The sequence below is a fragment of the Solwaraspora sp. WMMA2101 genome (assembly GCF_049179175.1).
Lineage (GTDB): Bacteria > Actinomycetota > Actinomycetes > Mycobacteriales > Micromonosporaceae > Micromonospora_E.
On the sequence record NZ_JBMHMA010000006.1, the window covers coordinates 6,174,189 to 6,193,534 of the forward strand.

The following is a 19,346-nucleotide window of genomic DNA, read 5'->3' on the forward strand; positions in this document are numbered from 1 at the left end:
TGTGATGCTCTGCCATCGCTTTGCAAGATATTGCAGAATCTTGCAGCAAGGGCTAGCGTGCGCTCATCGCCAACGGAAGGCTGTCGATGGAAGCCGCACCCTGTCGTCCACGCGCGTCCCGCCTGACGCCGTACGCCCTCGCCGCCGCCCTCGCTGGAACCCTGCTCGGCGTACCGTCGCCGGCCACCGCCACCGCCACCGCCACCGCCGGCCAGGCCGCCCCGCCGGCGGTCGACGCGCCACAATGGAGCACCGAACCGTCGTCGGCGGCCCTCGCCACAGCCACCGGCGACCGGGACCGTGCCGAACAGTTCTACTTCCTGCTGCCCGACCGGTTCGCCAACGGCGACCGGCGCAACGACCGCGGCGGCCTGCGCGGCGACCGGCTCGTCACCGGTCACGACCCCACCGACAAGGGCTTCTACCAGGGCGGTGACCTGCAGGGCGTGATCGACAACCTGGACTACATCCAGGGCCTGGGCACCACCGCGATCTGGCTGGCCCCGGTCTTCGCCAACCGGCCGGTGCAGGGCAGCGGCGACGACGTCTCGGCCGGCTACCACGGCTACTGGATCACCGACTTCACCCGGGTCGACCCGCACTTCGGCAGCACCGCCGACCTCAAGCGCCTGGTCGAACTCGCCCATGGCCGCGGCATCAAGATCTACCTGGACGTCATCGTCAACCACACCGCCGACGTCATCTCCTACGCCGAGGACAGCTACACCTACGTCGACAAGGCCACCGAGCCGTACCGCGACGCACAGGGGCGCCCGTTCGAGGACCGCCACTACGCCGACGGCGGCCGCACGTTCCCCACCGTCGATGCCGGCTCGTTCCCGTACACCCCGGTGGTCGACCCCGCCGACGCGCGGGTCAAGGTCCCCGCCTGGCTCAACGACCCGACGATGTACCACAACCGGGGTGACAGCACCTTCGCCGGCGAGAACAGCGAGTACGGCGACTTCTTCGGCCTCGACGACCTGTGGACCGAACGCCCCGAGGTCGTCCGGGGCATGACGAAGATCTTCGCCGACTGGATTCGCGACACCGGGGTCGACGGCTACCGACTCGACACCGTCAAGCACGTCAACCTCGACTTCTGGCCGCAGTTCAGCCGGGGCATCGACGACGCCGCCGCCCGCGCCGGCAAACCCGACTTCTTCATGTTCGGCGAGGTCTACTCCGCCGACGCCGACGTCACCTCGACCTACGTCCGTCGGGGTGGCCTGCCGGCGACCCTCGACTTCGGTTTCCAGGAGGCGGCCCGTGCGTACGTCGCCGACGGCGGCTCCGCGACCGCCCTGGCCGACCTGTACGCCGACGACCCGCTGTACGCCGCCCGCGACACCGACGCCGGCCGGCTGCCCACCTTCCTCGGCAACCACGACATGGGGCGCATCGGCACCTTCATCGCCGACGGCGGCACCGACCCGGCCAGCCACCTGCGTCGCGACCTGCTCGCCCACGAGCTGATGTTCCTCACCCGGGGGCAACCGGTGATCTACTCCGGCGACGAGCAGGGCTTCACCGGCGCCGGCGGCGACAAGGACTCCCGGCAGACCATGTTCGCCTCCCAGGTCGCCGACTACCTCGACGACGACCTGCTCGGCACCGACCGTACCCACGCCGACGACCAGTTCGACCGCCGCCACCCGCTGTACCGGGGCGTCGCCGCACTCGGCAAGCTCCGCGCCGCCCACCCGGCGCTGCGCGACGGCATCCAGGTCACCCGGTACGCCGCCGACGGCCCCGGCGTGTTCGCCTTCTCCCGCATCGACCCGGCCGACCGCGTCGAGTACGTCGTCACCGTCAACAACGCCACCACCGCCCAGCAGGTCACCGTCGACACCTGGTCACCCGGCACCACCTTCACCAGCGTCCACGGTCGACACCGGCCGGTACGCAGCGACGCCGACGGGCGGATCACGGTCACCGTACCGGCGCTGTCCGCGATCGTGCACCGCGCCGGCGCCCCGATCCCGGCGCCGGGCGGCGCCCCGACGATCTCGATCAGCGCGCCCGCCGACGGCACCGCCGTCGCCACCCGGGCCGCCGTCACCGCCGAGGTGACCGGCGACCCGCTCGCCGATGTGACCGGCGACCCGCTCGCCGATGTGACCGGCGACCCGCTCGCCGATGTGACCGGCGACCCGCTCGCCGAGGTCACCGTCGCCGCCCGGGTCGGCACCGGCCCGTGGACCCTGCTCGGCCGGGCGCGTAACGCCCCGTACCAGGTGCACCACGACCTCGCCGGGTTGGCAGCCGGCACTCGGATCGAGTACAAGGCGGTGGTGCGCGACAACAGACACCGGACCGCCACCGCCAGGACCACCGCGCTGGTCGGCACCCCGCCGCAGGCCGACGCCCGGGACTGGCTGGTCGTGCACTACCAGCGCACCGATGGCGACTACGCCGACTGGGGCCTGTACACCTGGGGCGACGTCGACCCGGACTGGCAGACCACCTGGCCGGCCGGCCACCCGTTCGTCGGGCAGGACAGCTACGGCCGGTTCGCCTGGGTGAAACTCGCCCCCGGCGCGAAGTCGGTCGGTTTCCTGGTCGTCGACGCCGACGGCACGAAGGACGTCGACGTCGACCGGACCGTCGACGTGGGCGCCACCGGCGAGGTGTGGGTCAAACAGGGCGACCCCGCGCTCTACCCGACCCGCCGCGACGCCACCGGCGACGCCGACCCGCCGGTCGACGACGGCGTCGCGGTGCTGCACTACCGCCGCGCCGACGGCGACTACACCGGCTGGGGGCTGCACGTCTGGGACGGCGCGGCCACCCCCACCGAGTGGGCCGATCCGCTGCCGCCGGCGTCGCGGGACGACTTCGGCATCACCTTCCGGGTGCCGCTGGCCGACGACGCGACCGGGCTCAGCTACATCATCCACCGGGGCGACGACAAGGACCTCCCCACCGACCAGCGGCTCGACTTCGCCGCCGCCGGTCGGGAAGTCTGGCTGCTCGCCGGCGACCCCCAGCGGCTACTGCCACCGGTCGCCACCACCGGACGTGACCTGGACCTGACGACACAGCGGGCGCACTGGATCGACCGGTCCACCATCGCCTGGGCCACCGGGCCGACCGACGGCAAACGCTACGACCTGGTCTGGGCCCCGGACGGCGGGCTGGCCGTCGACGGCGACGAGCTCACCGGCGACCACCGGTCGATCCCGCTGACCGTGCGACCCAACGGGCTCACCGAGGCGCAGCGGGCCAGGTTCCCGCACCTGTGGGCGTACCGCAGCTTCGGCATCGACGCGCGGCACCATGGCGCGGTCGCCACCGCGCTGCGCGGCCAGGTCGCGGTCACCGAACGCGACCACGAGGGCAACCTGTTGGCGGTCACCGGCGTACAACTGCCCGGCGTGCTCGACGACCGGTACGCCGCCGCCACGAAGACCCCACTCGGGGTCACCTTCGCTGGCCGGCGGCCGACCCTGTCGGTGTGGGCACCGACCGCCCGTACCGTCGCGCTGCAGCTGTACGACACCCCGACCGCCGCGCCCCGGACCGTGGCGATGCGCCGCGACGACCGCACCGGGGTCTGGTCGGTACGCGGCGAACTGTCCTGGTACGGCCGCTACTACCGCTACCAGGTCGACGCCTGGCAGCCGGCCGCCGGACGGATGGTCACCGCCTCGGTCACCGACCCGTACGCGGTGGCGCTGGCCGCCGACTCCACCCACGGGCTGATCGTCGACCTGGCCGACCCGGCGCTGGCACCGGCCGGCTGGGCGCGGCTGCGCAAACCGGCGGCGGTGCCGGCCACCCGTACCCAGATCCAGGAGGTGTCGGTCCGCGACTTCTCCATCGCCGACGACAGTGTTCCCGCCGAGCGGCGCGGCACGTACCTGGGGTTCACCGATCCGCGTACCGCCGGGATGCGGCACCTGACGTCGCTGGCCGACGCCGGCGTCACCCACCTGCACCTGCTGCCGACGTTCGACTTCGCCACCATCCCCGAACGTCGGGCCGACCAGGCCGTGCCGGACTGCGACCTGGCCGCCCTGCCACCCGACTCGCCCCGCCAGCAGGAGTGCGTCGCCGCGGTCGCCGACCGCGACGGCTACAACTGGGGTTACGACCCGCTGCACTACACCGTGCCCGAAGGCGGCTACGCCACCGACCCGGACGGTGCCGCCCGTAGCGTCGAGTTCCGGCAGATGGTCGCCGGGCTCAACGCCGCCGGGCTGCGGGTGGTGCTGGACGTGGTCTACAACCACACGTCGGCGGCCGGGGTGGACCGGCACTCGGTGCTCGACCAGATCGTGCCCGGCTACTACCACCGGCTGCTCGACGACGGCAGCGTCGCCACCTCCACCTGTTGCGCCAACACCGCGCCGGAACACGCCATGATGGACCGGCTGGTCGTCGACTCGGTGGTCACCTGGGCCAAGGCGTACAAAGTGGATGGCTTTCGGTTCGATCTGATGGGCCACCACCCCAAGGCCAACATCCTGGCGGTACGGGCGGCGCTGGACAAGCTGACACTGGCCCGCGACGGCGTCGACGGTCGCAACATCCTGCTCTACGGCGAAGGCTGGGACTTCGGCGAGGTCGCTGGCGACGCCCGGTTCGTTCAGGCCACCCAGCTCAACATGGCCGGCACCGGGATCGGCACCTTCACCGACCGGCTGCGCGACGCGGTCCGTGGCGGCGGGCCGTTCGACGCCAACCCCCGGGTGCAGGGCTTCGCCAGCGGACTGTTCACCGACCCGAACGGGGATCCGGTCAACGGCAGCCGCGCCGAGCAGGAGGCCCGGCTGCGCCAGCAGCAGGACGTCATCAAGGTCGGCCTGACCGGCAACCTGGCGGGTTACCGGTTCACCGGCGCGTCGGGGGACCAGGTGACCGGCGCGGACGTCGACTACAACGGCGCGCCGGCCGGGTACACGGCAGCGCCGGGGGAGGCGGTGACCTACGTCGACGCCCACGACAACGAGATCCTCTACGACGCGCTGGCGTTCAAGCTGCCAGCCGGCACCCCGGCCGCCGACCGCTCCCGCGCCCAGGTGCTCGCCCTTGCCACGGCCGTTCTCGCCCAGGGCGCCGGGTTCGTCACCGCCGGCAGTGAACGGTTGCGGTCCAAGTCGCTGGACCGCAACTCGTACAACTCGGGGGACTGGTTCAACCAGATCCGTTGGGACTGCGCCGACGGCAACGGCTTCGGCATCGGGCTGCCGCCAGCGGCCGACAACGCCGACAAGTGGCCGTACGCCGGCCCGCTGCTGGCCGACCCGGCACTGGTTCCGGACTGTGCCGCGATCGAGATGACCGCTGCCCGGTACGCCGAACTGCTGCGGATCCGTGCCTCGTCGCCGGTGTTCGCCCTGGAAACCGCGCGTGAAGTGCAGCAGCGGGTCAGTTTCCCGCTGGCCGGCCCTGCCGAGACACCCGGGGTGATCCTGATGCGGTTGCGCTCTGCCGGGCTGGACCAGCGGTGGCGGTCGGTGACGGTGGTCTTCAACGCGACGCCGCAGACCGCCCGGCAGCGATTGCCCGAGCTGCGTCGGACCAACATCGAGCTGCACCCGGTGCTGCGGGACTCGGCCGACCCGGTGAGCCGTCAGGCCGCCTTCGACTCCTCGACCGGCACCTTGACCGTGCCGCCGCGAACCGTCGCGGTCTTCGTCGAGCCGCGCTGACTGACCCCGCCCCCGCCCCGCTGACCCCGCCCCGCCCATGATCGCGACGATCTTGCGCTTATCGCGAAGATTTGTCGGATTCGTCCAACGATAACTGCAAGATCGCGGCGATCATGGGCGGCTGGGCGGGGTCGGGGCGGGGCGGGAGGTCAGGGGAGGCGGGGGCCGGCGTCGCGCTGGGCCAGCAACCAGGCTTCCACCTCGTCGGCCTGCCGCGGCAGCCCGGCGGACAGGTTCACCGCACCGGCGGCGGTGACCAACACGTCGTCCTCGATCCGGATCCCCATGCCGCGCAGCTCCTCGGGCACCAGATCGTCCTCCGGCTGGAAGTACAGGCCCGGCTCGACGGTCAACACGTACCCCTCGCCGAGCTCGCCGTCACGGTAGCGCTCCTTGCGGGCCCGGGAACAGTCGTGTACGTCGATCCCCAACATGTGCCCGAAGCCGTGCAGCGTCCACCGACGGTAGACGGTCGACTCCTTGTCCATCGCCTCGTCCACGCTCACCGGCAGCACGCCCAGCTCCGCCAGACCCTCGGCGAGCACCCGCATGCAGGTCTGGTGCACATCGCTGAACTTCACCCCCGGCTTGATGAAGTCCATCCCGGCCTGCTGGGAGGCGTACACGATGTCGTATACCTGCCGCTGCAGCGCGGTGAACCGCCCCGACACCGGCACCGTCCGGGTCACGTCGGCGGTGTAGAGGTGCTCGCCCTCGACGCCCATGTCCATCAGCAGCAGTTCACCCGGCCGGGTGACGCCGTCGTTGCGGACCCAGTGCAGGATCGTCGCGTGCGCGCCGGCGCCGACGATCGAGCCGTACCCGACGTCGTTGCCGTCGTGCCGGGCCCGCAGCGCGAAGATTCCCTCCAGCAGCCGTTCGGCGACCGGCCGGTCGGCCGGCAGCACCCTGGCCACGTCCTCGAAGCCGCGTACGGTGGCGTCGATCGCCGCCTGCAGTTGGGCGATCTCCCATTCGTCCTTGACCAGCTTCAACTCCGAGATCACCGTCGCCAGCTCGCGGTCGCGGGCCCCGGCGTCGTCACTGCTGTCGTACGGCAACACCGCCGCGTCCACCCGCGCGTCGAAGCCGCGCAGCACCCGGGTACGGCCCGGGGCGCAGCCGGCCAGCGCCGCCGGCAGCTCACTCAGCGGAGCCGTCGTCAGCCCCAGTTCGGTCGACTTCTCCGCCAGGGTGCGGCGCCGACCCACCCACAGTTCACCGTCGCGGCTGCGGAAGAACTCGTCGGTCTCCCGCGACGAACGCTGCCGGGTGTAGAGCACCGCGTCGTGACCGCCCCCGGTCGGGTGCAGCACCAGCACACTGTCCGGATCGTGGTCGCCGGTCAGGTACACGAAGTCGCTGCCCGGGCGGAACGGGTAGTCGGTGTCGTTGGCCCGGACCTTCTCCACCCCGGTCGGCACGACCACGGTCTCACCGGTGAACGCCGCCGACAGCGCCGCGCGGCGACGGGCATGGTGGGTGATCTCGGCGCGGGGCGTCAGCGACAACGCGTCGTCGCGCCAGCCGGTCCGCATGAACTGCAGCAGCTTCTCGGGAAAGTCCGGGTCGTGCGATTCGGTACGGGGCTGTTCGGCGATCACCTCGGCGGCCATCTCGGTCGGCGTACCCTCGACCGGGCCCATCACCGCGTCGGCGGCCGGGGTCGCCGCCGGGTCCTCGGCCGGGGTCGCCGTCGGGTCGGCGGTCTGGTCCTGTGTCATCTGACTCCTCCCACGGTTGGGCGTACTCGACGGTACCGCGTGAGCGTCGCGTGGAAAGATGTCTGCCATGTGCGGACTCCTGGCCTTTTTCAGCGCCCGCGGTGACGCCGGCGCGCACCGCGACGCGATCGCCCACGCGTTGGAATGCCTGCACCACCGTGGCCCGGACGAGACCGGGGTCGAAGTGATCGGCGACCCGACCGGCCAGTGGGCGGACGCGGTCTTCGCACACAAGCGGCTGGCCATCATCGACGTCGCGTCCAGCCAGGAGCCGCTGGCCTACGCCGACGGCCGCTACCTGCTGACCTTCAACGGTGAGATCTACAACTACATCGAGCTGCGCGAGCAGCTGATCCGCGAGTTCGGCGCCCAGTTCGCCACTGCCGGCGACGGTGAGGTGATCGTCGCCGGCTACCACTACTGGGGCGAGAAGGTGCTGCACAAGCTGCGCGGCATGTTCGCCTTCGTCATCTGGGACCGTCAGCAGCGTCGTGCCTTCGGCGCCCGGGACTACTTCGGCATCAAGCCGCTGCACTACCTGCAGACCCCGGACGGCATCTACCTGGCTTCGGAGAAGAAGGCGCTGCTGCCGTTCTCACCCGCCGCCAACGCTGGCGACGCCGGCGTCGACACCGCGAACCTGTCGCACTACCTGACCCTGCAGTACGTGCCGGAGCCGCGCACCCTGCATCAGGGGATCAGCCGGATCGGCTCGGGGGAGTGCCTGACCTGGTCGGCGCCGGCGCTGGACCCGTCGGGGGCGTTGCCGGGCCCGGCCGGTGGGGTGCAGATCCGCCGCTGGTACCAGCCGATCTTCCGCCCGGCGCCGGCGCCGGACCCGCAGCGGCTCTACGACGAGATCCGCGAAACCCTGCGGGAGAGCGTCCGGATGCACATGCGGGCCGACGTACCGGTCGGGGCGTTCCTGTCCAGCGGCATCGACTCGACCGCGGTGGTGGCGTTGTCGCGGGAGTTCAACCCGAACATCCTGACCTTCACCGTCGGCTACGACGTGCCGGGCTACTCGGAGATCGATGTGGCCCAGGATTCGGCGCAGCACCTCGGCGTGACCATCATGCCGACGAAGATCGGGCCGCAGGACATGATCGAGGCGTTGCCGCGCATCGTCTGGCACCTGGACGACCCGGTGGCCGACCCGGCGCTGGTGCCGCTGTACTTCGTCGCGAAGAAGGCCGCTGAGCACGTCACGGTGGTGCTGTCCGGGGAGGGCGCGGACGAGTTCTTCGGTGGCTACACCATCTACCGGGAGCCGTTGTCGCTGGGCGCGGTGCACGGCCTGCCGGATCCGATGCAGAAGGGCCTGCGGGCGGTCTCCAAGGTGATCCCGCAGGGGGTCAAGGGCAAGAGCTTCCTGGAACGTGGCACCACGCCGATCGAGGAGCGCTACTACGGCAACGCCCGGATGTTCACCGAGGAGGAGAAGCAGCACCTGCTGCGCCGCTACGACCCGTCGGTGCGCTACACCGACGTGACCGCGCCGATCTACGCCGAATGCGCCGAGCTCGACGACGTCACCAAGATGCAGTACGTCGACCTGTACACCTGGCTGCGTGGCGACATCCTGGTCAAGGCGGACCGGATCTCGATGGCGCACTCGCTGGAGGTGCGGGTGCCGTTCCTGGACAAGGAGGTCTTCGACGTCGCGGCGAAGATCCCGGTGGAGCTGCGGCTGCCACCGCGCTCGGACGCCACCAAGTACGCGATGCGTCAGGCGTTGGCAACCGTGGTGCCCCCGGCCATCGTCAACCGCCGCAAGCTCGGCTTCCCGACCCCGACCCGGGTCTGGCTGCGCGGCGAGATGTACGAGTGGGTCCGGCACATCTTCGCCACCTCCGGAGCCGGCGACCTGCTCGACCTGTCCTACGCGATGCGGCTGCTCGACGAGCACAAGCGGGAGGAGGCGGACCATTCCCGCAAGGTCTGGACCGTACTGATCTTCTGCATCTGGCATGCGATCTTCGTGGAGCGGTCGCTGGACCCGGGCATCCAGCGCAACCAGTCCGCCCTGCTGACCAAGCCGGTGGTCGGCTCGATGGTCGCCTGACCGACAGCGGCGCCGACCACGGCCGCTGGTGACACGCCGGGGCCCGGCTGCTGGAGGGCAGCCGGGCCCCGGTTCTTGCGGTGTCGGATCAGGACGCCGAACAGGTCACTGCCGGGGTGCCGGACGTGCCGCTGGCGGTGAAGCCGAACGTGGTGGAGGCGTTCGGGGCGAGCGTGCCGTTCCATGCCGCGTTGCGGACGGTGATGTTCGACCCGCTGACGGAGTGGGTGCCGCTCCAGACGCTGTTGATGGCGACCCCGCTGCCGAGGTTCCAGCTGGCGCTCCAGCCACCGATGCTGGAGGTGCCGGTGTTGCGGACGGTCACCTCACCCTGGAAGCCGCCGCCCCACGAGCTCACGGTCCGGTAGGTCGCCGAGCAGCCGCCGGACGGAGCCGGGGTGGTCGGGTTCGGGCCGGGGGTGGTCGGGTTCGGGCCGGGAGTGGTGGGGTTCGGGCCGGGGGTGGTGGGGTTCGGGCCCGGCGTGGCCGGGTTGCCCCGGATGCCGGTCACCTGGCCGTTGCCACCGTCGAAGACCACGTCCGAGCAGCCGTAGAAGTTCTCCTGGCTGTCCGAGCGCACCCAGTGCGAGTAGATGATGTGCTGGCCGCTCTTGTTGCTCGGCAGCCGGCCGCTGAAGTAGTAGTGGCCGTCGTTGGTGCCGACCGCGCCGCGCTGCGGCGGGTTGGTGACGGTCAGGAACGGGGTCTCCTCCAGGTCACTCCAGGCCAGCGCCCGGTTCGGGCTCCAGCTGTCCTTGGTGATGTAGAAGTAGAACGTGCCCGGGTGGTGCGCCCAGTTGCTGTACTTGAACTCCATGGTGGCGCCGGCGGTCAGGTGGGTCAGCGGCCAGTCGTTGCGGGCCAGGTTGTACCCCGAGAAGCCGGAGTTGCCACCGCTGCACAGCTGCCCGTCCGGGATGAACCCGGCCTTGCGGCCGGCCGCGTCCGAGCGCAGCACGCTGAACCAGTTGTACAGCGAGTTCGCGCCACTCTGGTTGACCGCGGCGGAACAGGCCTGGTTGGTGGGGCGGATCTGACCGGTCTGGTCGAGGCCGTCCACCCAGCACAGGTAGGTCCGGCTGCCCGGCGTCATGGCGGCACCGTGCGCGGATGCCGCGTTGGGGGTCACCACGGTCAGTAGACCGGCGGCGAGCGCGGATGCGGCGGCGACTACCGCCACTCTGCGAAGAGCTTTCACCGAGAACTCCTTTGTAAAACCAGTCCGCGAGGTGAAGGTGCACGCCTGCGGACACGGTGATGGGGTTCGACGTATGCCAAACGCCCGAACATGAGGTGCGCGGCATCAGGGTCGGCCGTGCCGGAGCACGGCAGGACTCCCATGCCGTCCGATGGACGTGTGCGCGCTCGCGTAGCTCCCGGCGAGTCCCGAACAACGGCGCGTCAGCCCCCACGCCGCTTCGGGTAATCGATATCCCATCACACATCGACGAGAAGCGCAATAGTTGCCCCTCGATGTCCGCCCACGCTGCAGGACACCGCCGGTGAGCTGGGACAATCCCTCACGGCAGTCGGCGACTGGAGGAGACTCATGCGGTACGCGGTGGTGCTCGGCGAGGCACTGATCGACCTGCTCGACGGCGAGTGCGACGGCGAGCCCGTCTACCGTCAGGTCATCGGTGGCGCGCCGCTGAACGTGGCGGTCGGCGTCGCCCGGCTCGGCGGGACCGTCGAGTTCGCCGGGGCGCTCGGCGACGACGCGCTCGCCGAGCGGATCCGCCGATTCCTGCGTACCGCCGGGGTCGGCGACCGTGCCCTGGACACCGTCGCCGCGCCGACCACCCTGGCGGTGGCCACCTTCACCGGCGCCGAACCGGACTTCCGCTTCTACGGCGACCCGCCGTCGTACGGTCTGCTCGACCCGGCCCATCTCGACGCGCACCTGATCGCCGACGCGACCGTGCTCTACTGCGGCTCCATCGCGCTGCTGACCGAGCCGACCCTGACCGCCGCCAGGCAGGCCTGGGCCGGCACCGGCGGGCTGCGGGTCTTCGACCCGAACGTCCGGCCCCGGTTGCTGCCCGACGCCGCGTCGCTGGCGGCGTACCGGCAGGTCGTGGCCGACTTCGCGGCAACCGCCGACCTGGTCAAGCTCAGCGCCGCCGATGCCGAGGCGCTCTACGACGGGGCGGATCCGGTGGCCGCCGCCGCCCTGCTGCACGAGCTTGGCGCCGCGACAGTGGTGGTGACCAGGGGCGCGGCGGGCGCGTTGGTCAGCGCCGGCGGTGACGTGGCGACCATCGACGCGCCGACGGTCGCCGCTGTCGACGCCACCGGAGCCGGTGACTCGGTGATGGGTGCCCTGATCGCCGACCTGCTCGACGCCGGGCTGCCGGCCGACACCGCCGGCTGGGCCGACCGGGTCGGCTTCGCCCTGCGGGTCGCCGGCCTGGTCTGCGAGTCCCGTGGCGGCGCGGTTGCCATGCCGACCCGGGCCGCCGTCACCGCCCGGTTCGGCTGACCCCCCTTCTCCGCGATCTTGCGGTTATCGAGAACATTTGTCCGGTTTGTCCAACGATAAGTGCAAGATCGCGGGGAGTCACCGGCTCAGACGCGGTTTGCCAGCTCCGCGTAGCCCCGGGTGACGGCGACGGTCGCGGTCGCCACGCCGAACGGTGCCTGGGTGGCCACCCGGTCGACCGGGGCGCCGTCGGCGTGGCCGTCGCGGATCAGCCACTCCAGCGCCACGAGTTCGGCGTGCTGGGCCCGGACGAACCCCGTGTCGACGCACGCCCCGTGCCCGGGCACCACCACGCTCGACGGCCCGAGTCGACGCGACACCGCCGCGAGGGTGTCCGGCCACTCCAACGGGTAGCCGTCGTCGAACGACGGCGGTGCCCCCTGCTCGACCAGGTCGCCGGCGACCAGCAGGTCCGCATCGGGGACCAGCACCACCAGGTCACCGATGGTGTGACCGCGCCCCGGATGCCACAGCTCGACCGCCCGGTCACCCAGGTCCAGCGTCACGCTGCGGGTCACCGTACGGTCCGGGGGACGGACCACGACGTCGCGCAGCCGCGCGGCGAACTGCGGGTCGTCGTCGGCCATTTCCCGGTACGCCTCGTCGCGGACCACCTCGACGGGGCGGTGCAGCAACCGGGCCGCCTCCTGGTGGGCCCACACCGGGGCGGGCGGGTCACCGGCGACCACCTGGTTGCCGAAGCAGTGGTCGAAGTGGTGGTGGGTGTTCACCACCGACCACGGCAGGGCGGTGACCCGGCGGGCCGCCGTGACCAGCGCGGCCGCCTCGGCCGGCGTACTGCCGGTGTCGACGATCACGGCGGCGGTGCCACCGACGATCAGCGTCGAGTTGACGTCGAGGCGTTCCCGGCGGAGCACGTACACCCGGTCGCCGACCTCGACGAGGTCACCGCCGCCGGTCACAGCGCACGGCCCCCGGTCGGGTCGTCTCCGGACCGGGGCGCCGGCGTCCGGTCGAACGCCCGCTCGACGAAGCGGTGCCGGTCCACCAGCATCCGCTCGATGCGGCCCTGGGCGACGGTCGTGCCGCCCTCGGTGACCACCACGTCGAAGACGAGCCGTCGGCCGTCGACCTCGGCGAGGCGGGCCATCGCGGCTACCGCCCGGCCGACCGGTGTCGGGGCGCGGTGGTCCAGCTCGACGCGGGTGCCGACGGTCGTCATCCCGGTCGGCAGCGCGGCGGCGGTGGCGGCGACCGTCGCCGCCTCGGCCAGCGCGAGCAGCCGGGGGGTGCCGAGGACCGGTACGTCGCCGGAGCCGACCGCCTGGGCGGTGTCGGAATCGGTCACGGTCAGCTCCACCCGGGCGGTCGCGCCCAACGTGAACCTGGTCTCCGGCGTCTGTTCCATGACTCCTCAGCCTAGGTCCTCCACCGGCGCCGGAGCATGCAGGTCGACGGTCGGGCCGGTCGCGTCGTCGCCGGCGGTGCTCTGTCGGACCACCATCGTGAACGGCGGCTGTACGTCGTACGGTGGGCGCACCGGCCGCTGCTCGATCCGGTCGACCAGCCGGCGTACCGCCAGTCGGGCGATCGCCGCCTTGTCCGGCGCGATGCTGGTCAGGCTGGGACTGGTGTACCGACCTTCCTCGATGTCGTCGATGCCGACCACCGCGATGTCGTGCGGGATGCGCCGACCGGCGTCCAGGGCGGCCCGCATCGCGCCGATCGCGATCAGGTCGTTGTAGGCGAAGACCGCGTCCGGTGGCTCGGCGTGGGCGAGCAGTGCCCGCATCGCGGCGTGACCGTCGGCCCGGCCGAACCGGTCGGTGACCGCGATCAGTTCCGGTCGGGCGGCCAGCCCGGCGGCGGCGAGCGCCTGGCGGTAGCCGTCCAGCCGCAGCTGCGCCGACTGCCGGTCGTCGTGGCCGTGGGCACCGATGAAGGCGATCCGGTGCCGGCCGAGCGCGATCAGGTGGGCCACCGCCTCCCGGCTGGCCGCGACGTTGTCGATGGCGATGTGGTCGTGCCGCACGTCGGTGACGCCTTCCCCGATGAGGACCAGCGGAAGGGCGCTGCGCCTGGCGAGCACCTCGGCGCGGCCGATGCGGACCGGGCTGAGGATCAACCCGTCGACCACGTTGCGGCGAGAACCGCCGAGCAGCGCCAACTCCGTGTCGCGAACGGCATCGGTGCTCTCCACGACCAGCGTGTAGCCGAGCGCGGCGGCCTCCCGGATCGCGATCTCGGCCAGTTCGGCGAAGTACGGGTTGGTCAGCTCGGGAATGGCCAGCGCGATCAGCCCGGTGCGGCCGCGCCGCAGGTGCCGGGCGCTGAGGTTCGGGGTGTAGCCGAGCTCGTCGATGGCCCGCTGCACCCGACGTCGGGTGGCCTCCGCGACGGGTCGGTAGCCGTTGACCACGTTGGAGACGGTGGCCAACGAGACGCCGGCATGTTCGGCGATGCTCCGCAGACTGACGCCCATCCAGTGATCCTGACATATATCGACGAGCGGGGATTGACGGGATCGGGACCGGATGTCTATAACGTTATAGAGATTCGATGTAGCTCGATGCGACTCTCGGCTCGATCCCGTCCCCGGCCCGTCCACCCGATGGAGACGACATGAGATCGCCCCGTAACCGTTGGACCGCCCTCGTCGCGGCGGCGGCCACCACCGCCGGCCTGCTCGTCACACCCGAGGCCGCCGGCGCGGTGCCCGCCCGCCCCGCGCCACTGACCACCCCGTGGACCGCCCAGGCACTCAACGGCACCCCGCTGCCCGAGTACCCCAGGCCGCAGATGACCCGCCCCGACTGGCGCAACCTCAACGGTGAATGGCAGCTGCGGCAGTCCACCACCGACGACCCTCCACAGTTTGGCGTCGACCTGCCCGAACGGGTCAACGTGCCGTTCCCGGTCGAGTCGGCGCTGTCCGGCATCGGCCGGGCCGCCGACGACGACCGGCACCACCTGACCTACCGGCGCACCTTCACCGTCCCGGCCGACTGGACCGGTCGGCGGGTGCAGCTGCACTTCGGCGCCGTCGACTGGCAGACCACCGTCTGGGTCAACGGCAGACGGGTCGGCGGCCACACCGGCGGCTACGACGCCTTCAGCTTCGACATCACCCCGCAATTGCGTCGCGGCCCGAACGAACTCATCGTGAAGGTCTGGGATCCGACCGACAGCCGCCAGCACGGCAGCCTGCCACCGATCGGCAAGCAGACCCGTACACCGGGCGGGATCTTCTACACCCCGGCCTCCGGCATCTGGCAGACCGTCTGGCTGGAACCCACCCCGACCACCTCGATCAGCGACGTCGAGCTGCGCCCGGACCTGGCCAGCGACACCATCCGGGTCCGGGTGGCACCCGGGGCAACGCGGCCGGTCACACCGTCCGCGCCGAAGCCCTCGCCGGCGGCACGGTCGTCGGCACCGCCACCGGCGGCTTCACTGAGTTCGCCGTACCAGTGCCGGACGCCCGCCGCTGGTCCCCGGACGACCCGTACCTCTACGACCTGCGGGTCACCCTGCGCGACCGGCGCGGCCGGATCGTCGACCGGACCACCCACTACTTCGGCATGCGGGAGATCGGCGTACGGATCATCGACGGGGTGCCGCGACCGACCCTCAACGGTGAGTTCGTCTTCCAACTCGGCACCCTCGACCAGGGCTACTGGCCCGACGGCGTCTACACCGCGCCGACCGACGAGGCACTCGCCTTCGACCTGCGCAAACACAAGGACCTCGGGTTCAACATGGTGCGCAAGCACATCAAGGTCGAACCGCAGCGCTGGTTCTACCACGCCGACCGGCTCGGCCTGCTGGTCTGGCAGGACATTCCGTCGATGACCGCCCAGGAGATCGACCCGACCGACGCCCAGCAGGCCCAGTTCGAGGCCGAGGCGCGCCAGATCGTCGCCGAACACCGCAACTCGCCGTCGGTGGTCGCCTACGTCGTCTACAACGAAGGCTGGGGGGAGCGGGCCCTCGCCGACACCATCCGGGTCGGCCAGGCCGTCAAGGGCCTCGACCCGACCCGGCTGGTGAACACCCACAGCGGGTACAACTGCTGCCAGTCGTTGGGCAACCCCGGCAACGGCGACATGGACGACTGGCACGTCTACGTCGGACCCGGCGCGCCGGTGCCGACCGGTGGGCGGATCTCGGTGCTCGGCGAGTTCGGCGGTCCCGGGCTGCGGGTGCCGGGCCACGAATACAGCCCCAACGGCAACTTCCAGGCGTACGAGTGGCAACCGACCCCGGCCGCGTTGACCGACCGCTACCTGGGCCTGATCCAGGGCACCACCAACCTGATGGTCGGTCGGGGCCTGAGCGCCGCCGTCTACACCGAGATCACCGACGTCGAGGGCGAGCTGAACGGCTTCCTCACGTACGACCGCCAGGTGGTCAAGATGGACCAGGCCCAGGTGCGGGCGGCCAACCTGGCGCTGATCGCCACCTCCCGGACCCTGCCGTCGCGGGCACCGGCCGCCCTGCCGCTGAACACACGGCTGTCGCTGCGGGTCACCACGCCCGGCTTCACCGACCGCTACCTTCGGCACCGTGACAGCCTCGCCTACACCGACGTGGTCACCGCCGACAGCCCGCAGCTGCTCAAGGCCGACGCGACGTACGTCGTGCGGCCCGGCCTGGCCGATCAGCAGTGCTACTCGTTCGAGTCGGCGAACTTCCCCGGCCAGTACCTGCGGCACGCCAACTCCCGGGTCCGCAACTCGCCCGATGACGGCACCGCGCTGCTGCGCGCCGACGCCACCTGGTGCGCCCGACGCGGGCTGACCGGCAGCGACGTCTCGCTGGAGTCGTTCAACTATCCGGGCTCGTTCCTGCGCCACTACGCGGCGGAGATCTGGCTCAGCGACGGTGCCGGCGGCCCCAGTTGGAACTCGCCGACCAGTTGGTCGGCGGACTCGACCTGGCAGGTCAGCACTGCCTGGTCTCCGTGACCGCGCGTTGACACCGAAGCTGAGGACCGCGCCGCGCGCAAGCAGGTCACAGCCGTCAGCCGGGTAGGCACAACCTGCACGGGTGGACCACCGCGCCCAGCCGCTCCAACACCAATTGTTCGAGGTCACGGCGGCGGCCACAGATCTTGCTGTAGTCCAAGGTCCAGTGGCTGCCGCCGGCCGGCGTGCCGCTGATCGTCCGGCAGGTGCTGCGGTGCAGCATCAGATAGCTGGCGGCCGGGTTGCGGTAGGTGTTGAGCACGAAGCCGTCCGGGTGCCGGTCGACCCAGGCGAGGTAGCCGGAGTCGTCATCGACAAACATTTCCACCCCCGGCGTCACGCCGAACGAACCACCGCGCTGATCGCTGCCGCCGGGTCGTGACCGACCCCCGACCCCGGTGGCCTCGGGGTCGGGTCCGTTGACTGCTCGTCCGCCGTCGACAGCGAGGACGACGCCGTTGACGAATCCGGCGGCGGGAGACAACAGGAAGGCGACGGCATCTGCCACCTCGCCTGGGGTGCCGACCCGGCCGAGCGGATGCAGCGTGGCCATCTCGGCGTCCACTTCGGGATGCCGGGCACGGTAGCCCTCGAACCGGTCGGTGGCGATGGAGCCGAGCGCGACAGCGTTCGTACGGATGCCGGCCGGCCCGTGGTCCACCGCCAGCGCCCGGGTGAGGCCCTCGACGGCAGCCTTCGCGGTCGCGTAGGGAAGTGCGCCACGAACCGGGCGCTGCGCCTGGTGAGAGGAGACGTTGACGATGGCCCCGCCGCGTCCGTGCGCCAGGAAGTGGTTGACCGCCGTGTGGCAGCCGGCGACCGCCAGCGCCAGGTTCGTGGAGATCAGGTCCAGGATCTGGGCCGCCGATGTCGCCCATCCCCGCGTCGTCGAAGACCGCGGCGTTGTTGACCCAGCCGAGCAGCGGACCGGCGGACTCGGCGGTGGCCGCCGCCCGCTGTGTCGTCTCGGTATCACCAGCGTCGCCGGTGATCAGCATGACGCGTTCGTGCTGCCAGCCGAGCGCACCGGTGACATCAACGACGACGACCTGGCCCTCGCGGGCGAGGCGTTCGGCGATCGCCCGGCCGATTCCCCGGGCACCTCCGGTGACCACATACGACGGCCGCGTAGCCATGATCAGATGCCTCCTGCGTATCCTCGGTCCTCGTGGACAGCGAGGGCCGGATTCGATGATGGTCCGACTCGGTCTCTTTCACGAGCCGGATTTCCGGCGGTTCTTCGGCGCGACCGTCGCCGGTCAACTCGCCGACCGGTTCGTCTACCTCGCGCTGCCGCTGGTGGCGATCCTCTGGCTGGACGCCGACGAGTTCGCGGTCGGGGTGCTGACCGCGATGACCACGGCCGGGTCGCTGCTGATCGGGCTGCCAGCGGGCGCCTGGGTCGACCGGTGGCGCAAGCGTCCAGTGCTGGTCAACACCGATCTGCTGCGGGCCGCGCTGCTGCTGACGGTACCGCTGGCCTGGTGGGCCGACACGCTGACGATCTGGCTGCTGTACGCGATCGCCCTCGGCCACGGACTGCTGACCGTACTGTTCGAGGTCGGCTACACCAGCTACATCCCGGCCCTCGTTGGCCGGGACAACCTGGTCGAAGCGAACAGCAAGATCGCTGCGGTGCGTTCCGCGGTCAGCATCAGTGGCCCCGGCCTGGCCGGCCCGCTGGTCGGCTGGCTCGGCGCACCGCTGACGCTGATCGTCAGCGCAGTCGGGATGCTGCTGTCCGCGCTCGGCGTACAGCGGATTCGCGCCGTCGAGACGGCGAACCCCGCTGCGGACCGGCGACATCTGATGAGGGAGGTTTCCGAAGGGCTGCGGTTCGTCCTCGGCCACCGGCTGCTGCGGCCGATGCTGATCACCGACGGCTTCTTCAGCCTGTCCCTGGTCGTCTACCAGACAATGCTGCTGGTCTTCCTGGCCCGGCAGCTGGAGCTGAGCACGCCCGGCATCGGCCTGGTGCTGTCGGTGATGGCCTCCGGCGGGTTCACCGGCGCGCTGCTGGCCCGCCGGCTGATCGCCAGGATCGGTCCGGGCCCGGCGATCTGGCTGGCGCCCCTGTGTACCGCACCGGCCGCCGCGCTGCTGCCGGCCACCGCAGCCGGCGCGCCCCGCTGGCTCGCCGTGGCCGGGTTGGCCCTGCTGTCCTTCGGCGGGGTGGTCCGACTGATCGCGCAGGCGGGCCTGCAGCAGCGGGTCACCCCGGACCGGCTGCTGGGCCGGATGAGCGCCACGGTCCGCTTCGTCCAGTGGGGCAGCATGCCGGTCGCGGCGCTGCTCGGCGGCACTCTCGGCGGCCTGTTCGGGCCATCCGTCGTGCTGTGGATCGGCGCGGCCGGTATGACTGCGGCCTTCCTGCCGGCCCTACTGTCGCCGCTGCGAACGACGTACCGCCTGCCGGCGAGCGCGAGCACCGCAGCCCAATAGAACCGTAGCCCAGCAGAAACGACCCAGCCTCGGCTCCAACCGCGAGAGCGG

Annotated in this window: 11 protein-coding genes and 2 pseudogenes; 6 read left to right on the plus strand and 7 right to left on the minus strand. The window is 71.2% G+C overall.

What is annotated here, in order from left to right; all coding sequences use genetic code 11:
• Window positions 1-86: 86 nt before the first annotated feature.
• Window positions 87-5,657 carry a pullulanase-type alpha-1,6-glucosidase gene (gene pulA, locus ACN28F_RS29160; RefSeq protein WP_421360693.1) on the plus strand — a complete coding sequence of 1,857 codons (5,571 nt, stop codon included), beginning with the start codon at window positions 87-89 and terminating at the stop codon, window positions 5,655-5,657.
• Window positions 5,658-5,806: 149 nt separating this feature from the next.
• On the opposite strand, the gene ACN28F_RS29165 is transcribed toward pulA, so the two are convergent.
• The gene (locus tag ACN28F_RS29165; protein ID WP_421361559.1) at window positions 5,807-7,273 is read right to left on the minus strand and encodes an aminopeptidase P family protein; all 1,467 of its coding nucleotides are present in this window, start codon (window positions 7,271-7,273) and stop codon (window positions 5,807-5,809) included.
• A gap of 175 nt (window positions 7,274-7,448) precedes the next feature.
• Between ACN28F_RS29165 and asnB the strand changes: the two genes are divergently transcribed.
• The gene (gene asnB, locus ACN28F_RS29170) at window positions 7,449-9,446 is read left to right on the plus strand and encodes an asparagine synthase (glutamine-hydrolyzing) (RefSeq protein ID WP_289205651.1); all 1,998 of its coding nucleotides are present in this window, start codon (window positions 7,449-7,451) and stop codon (window positions 9,444-9,446) included.
• Window positions 9,447-9,534: 88 nt separating this feature from the next.
• On the opposite strand, the gene ACN28F_RS29175 is transcribed toward asnB, so the two are convergent.
• Window positions 9,535-10,644, minus strand: coding sequence for a lytic polysaccharide monooxygenase auxiliary activity family 9 protein (locus ACN28F_RS29175; protein ID WP_421360696.1), 1,110 nt, complete (start codon window positions 10,642-10,644; stop codon window positions 9,535-9,537).
• Between the two features lie 351 nt (window positions 10,645-10,995).
• On the opposite strand from ACN28F_RS29175, the gene ACN28F_RS29180 reads away from it, so the two are divergent.
• Window positions 10,996-11,925: a carbohydrate kinase family protein gene (locus tag ACN28F_RS29180; protein WP_289205652.1), complete on the plus strand. Its 930-nt coding sequence runs from the start codon at window positions 10,996-10,998 to the stop codon at window positions 11,923-11,925.
• An 86-nt stretch (window positions 11,926-12,011) separates the two neighbouring features.
• On the opposite strand, the gene ACN28F_RS29185 is transcribed toward ACN28F_RS29180, so the two are convergent.
• The 3 genes from ACN28F_RS29185 to ACN28F_RS29195 are packed head-to-tail and all read right to left on the minus strand — an operon-like array spanning window position 12,012 to window position 14,368.
• On the minus strand, window positions 12,012-12,848 hold the full coding sequence (locus tag ACN28F_RS29185) for an MBL fold metallo-hydrolase (RefSeq protein WP_289205653.1): 837 nt from the start codon (window positions 12,846-12,848) through the stop codon (window positions 12,012-12,014).
• Window positions 12,845-13,294, minus strand: coding sequence for a thioesterase family protein (locus tag ACN28F_RS29190; protein WP_289205654.1), 450 nt, complete (start codon window positions 13,292-13,294; stop codon window positions 12,845-12,847). The genes ACN28F_RS29185 and ACN28F_RS29190 overlap by 4 nt, the downstream gene beginning before the upstream one ends.
• Window positions 13,295-13,300: 6 nt before the next feature.
• A complete protein-coding gene (locus ACN28F_RS29195; RefSeq protein ID WP_421360699.1) occupies window positions 13,301-14,368 on the minus strand; it encodes a LacI family DNA-binding transcriptional regulator in 1,068 nt (355 codons plus the stop codon).
• A gap of 317 nt (window positions 14,369-14,685) precedes the next feature.
• Between ACN28F_RS29195 and ACN28F_RS29200 the strand changes: the two are divergent.
• Window positions 14,686-15,114 (plus strand): annotated as a pseudogene (locus ACN28F_RS29200) (sugar-binding domain-containing protein); the annotation flags it as partial.
• Between the two features lie 20 nt (window positions 15,115-15,134).
• Here ACN28F_RS29200 and ACN28F_RS29205 read toward each other — a convergent pair.
• Complete coding sequence (locus tag ACN28F_RS29205; RefSeq protein WP_421361591.1) at window positions 15,135-15,278, minus strand: hypothetical protein; 144 nt, start codon at window positions 15,276-15,278, stop codon at window positions 15,135-15,137.
• A 78-nt stretch (window positions 15,279-15,356) separates the two neighbouring features.
• On the opposite strand from ACN28F_RS29205, the gene ACN28F_RS29210 reads away from it, so the two are divergent.
• Window positions 15,357-16,853 carry an AbfB domain-containing protein gene (locus ACN28F_RS29210; RefSeq protein WP_421360701.1) on the plus strand — a complete coding sequence of 499 codons (1,497 nt, stop codon included), beginning with the start codon at window positions 15,357-15,359 and terminating at the stop codon, window positions 16,851-16,853.
• A gap of 403 nt (window positions 16,854-17,256) precedes the next feature.
• Here the strand turns inward: ACN28F_RS29210 and ACN28F_RS29215 are convergent.
• A pseudogene (locus tag ACN28F_RS29215) lies at window positions 17,257-17,989 on the minus strand (SDR family NAD(P)-dependent oxidoreductase); the annotation flags it as partial.
• Between the two features lie 58 nt (window positions 17,990-18,047).
• Here ACN28F_RS29215 and ACN28F_RS29220 point away from each other — a divergent pair.
• Entirely contained in the window at window positions 18,048-19,295 is a 1,248-nt protein-coding gene (locus tag ACN28F_RS29220) for an MFS transporter (protein WP_421360703.1), read from the plus strand.
• The last annotated feature ends 51 nt before the right edge of the window (window positions 19,296-19,346 follow it).

Coding starts and splice junctions, on each gene's coding strand:
- pulA (WP_421360693.1), top strand. CDS start 87: ATGGAAGCCGCACCCTGTCGTCCACGCGCGTCCCGCCTGACGCCGTAC.
- ACN28F_RS29165 (WP_421361559.1), bottom strand. CDS start 7,273: ATGGCCGCCGAGGTGATCGCCGAACAGCCCCGTACCGAATCGCACGAC.
- asnB (WP_289205651.1), top strand. CDS start 7,449: ATGTGCGGACTCCTGGCCTTTTTCAGCGCCCGCGGTGACGCCGGCGCG.
- ACN28F_RS29180 (WP_289205652.1), top strand. CDS start 10,996: ATGCGGTACGCGGTGGTGCTCGGCGAGGCACTGATCGACCTGCTCGAC.
- ACN28F_RS29190 (WP_289205654.1), bottom strand. CDS start 13,294: ATGGAACAGACGCCGGAGACCAGGTTCACGTTGGGCGCGACCGCCCGG.
- ACN28F_RS29195 (WP_421360699.1), bottom strand. CDS start 14,368: ATGGGCGTCAGTCTGCGGAGCATCGCCGAACATGCCGGCGTCTCGTTG.
- ACN28F_RS29220 (WP_421360703.1), top strand. CDS start 18,048: ATGGTCCGACTCGGTCTCTTTCACGAGCCGGATTTCCGGCGGTTCTTC.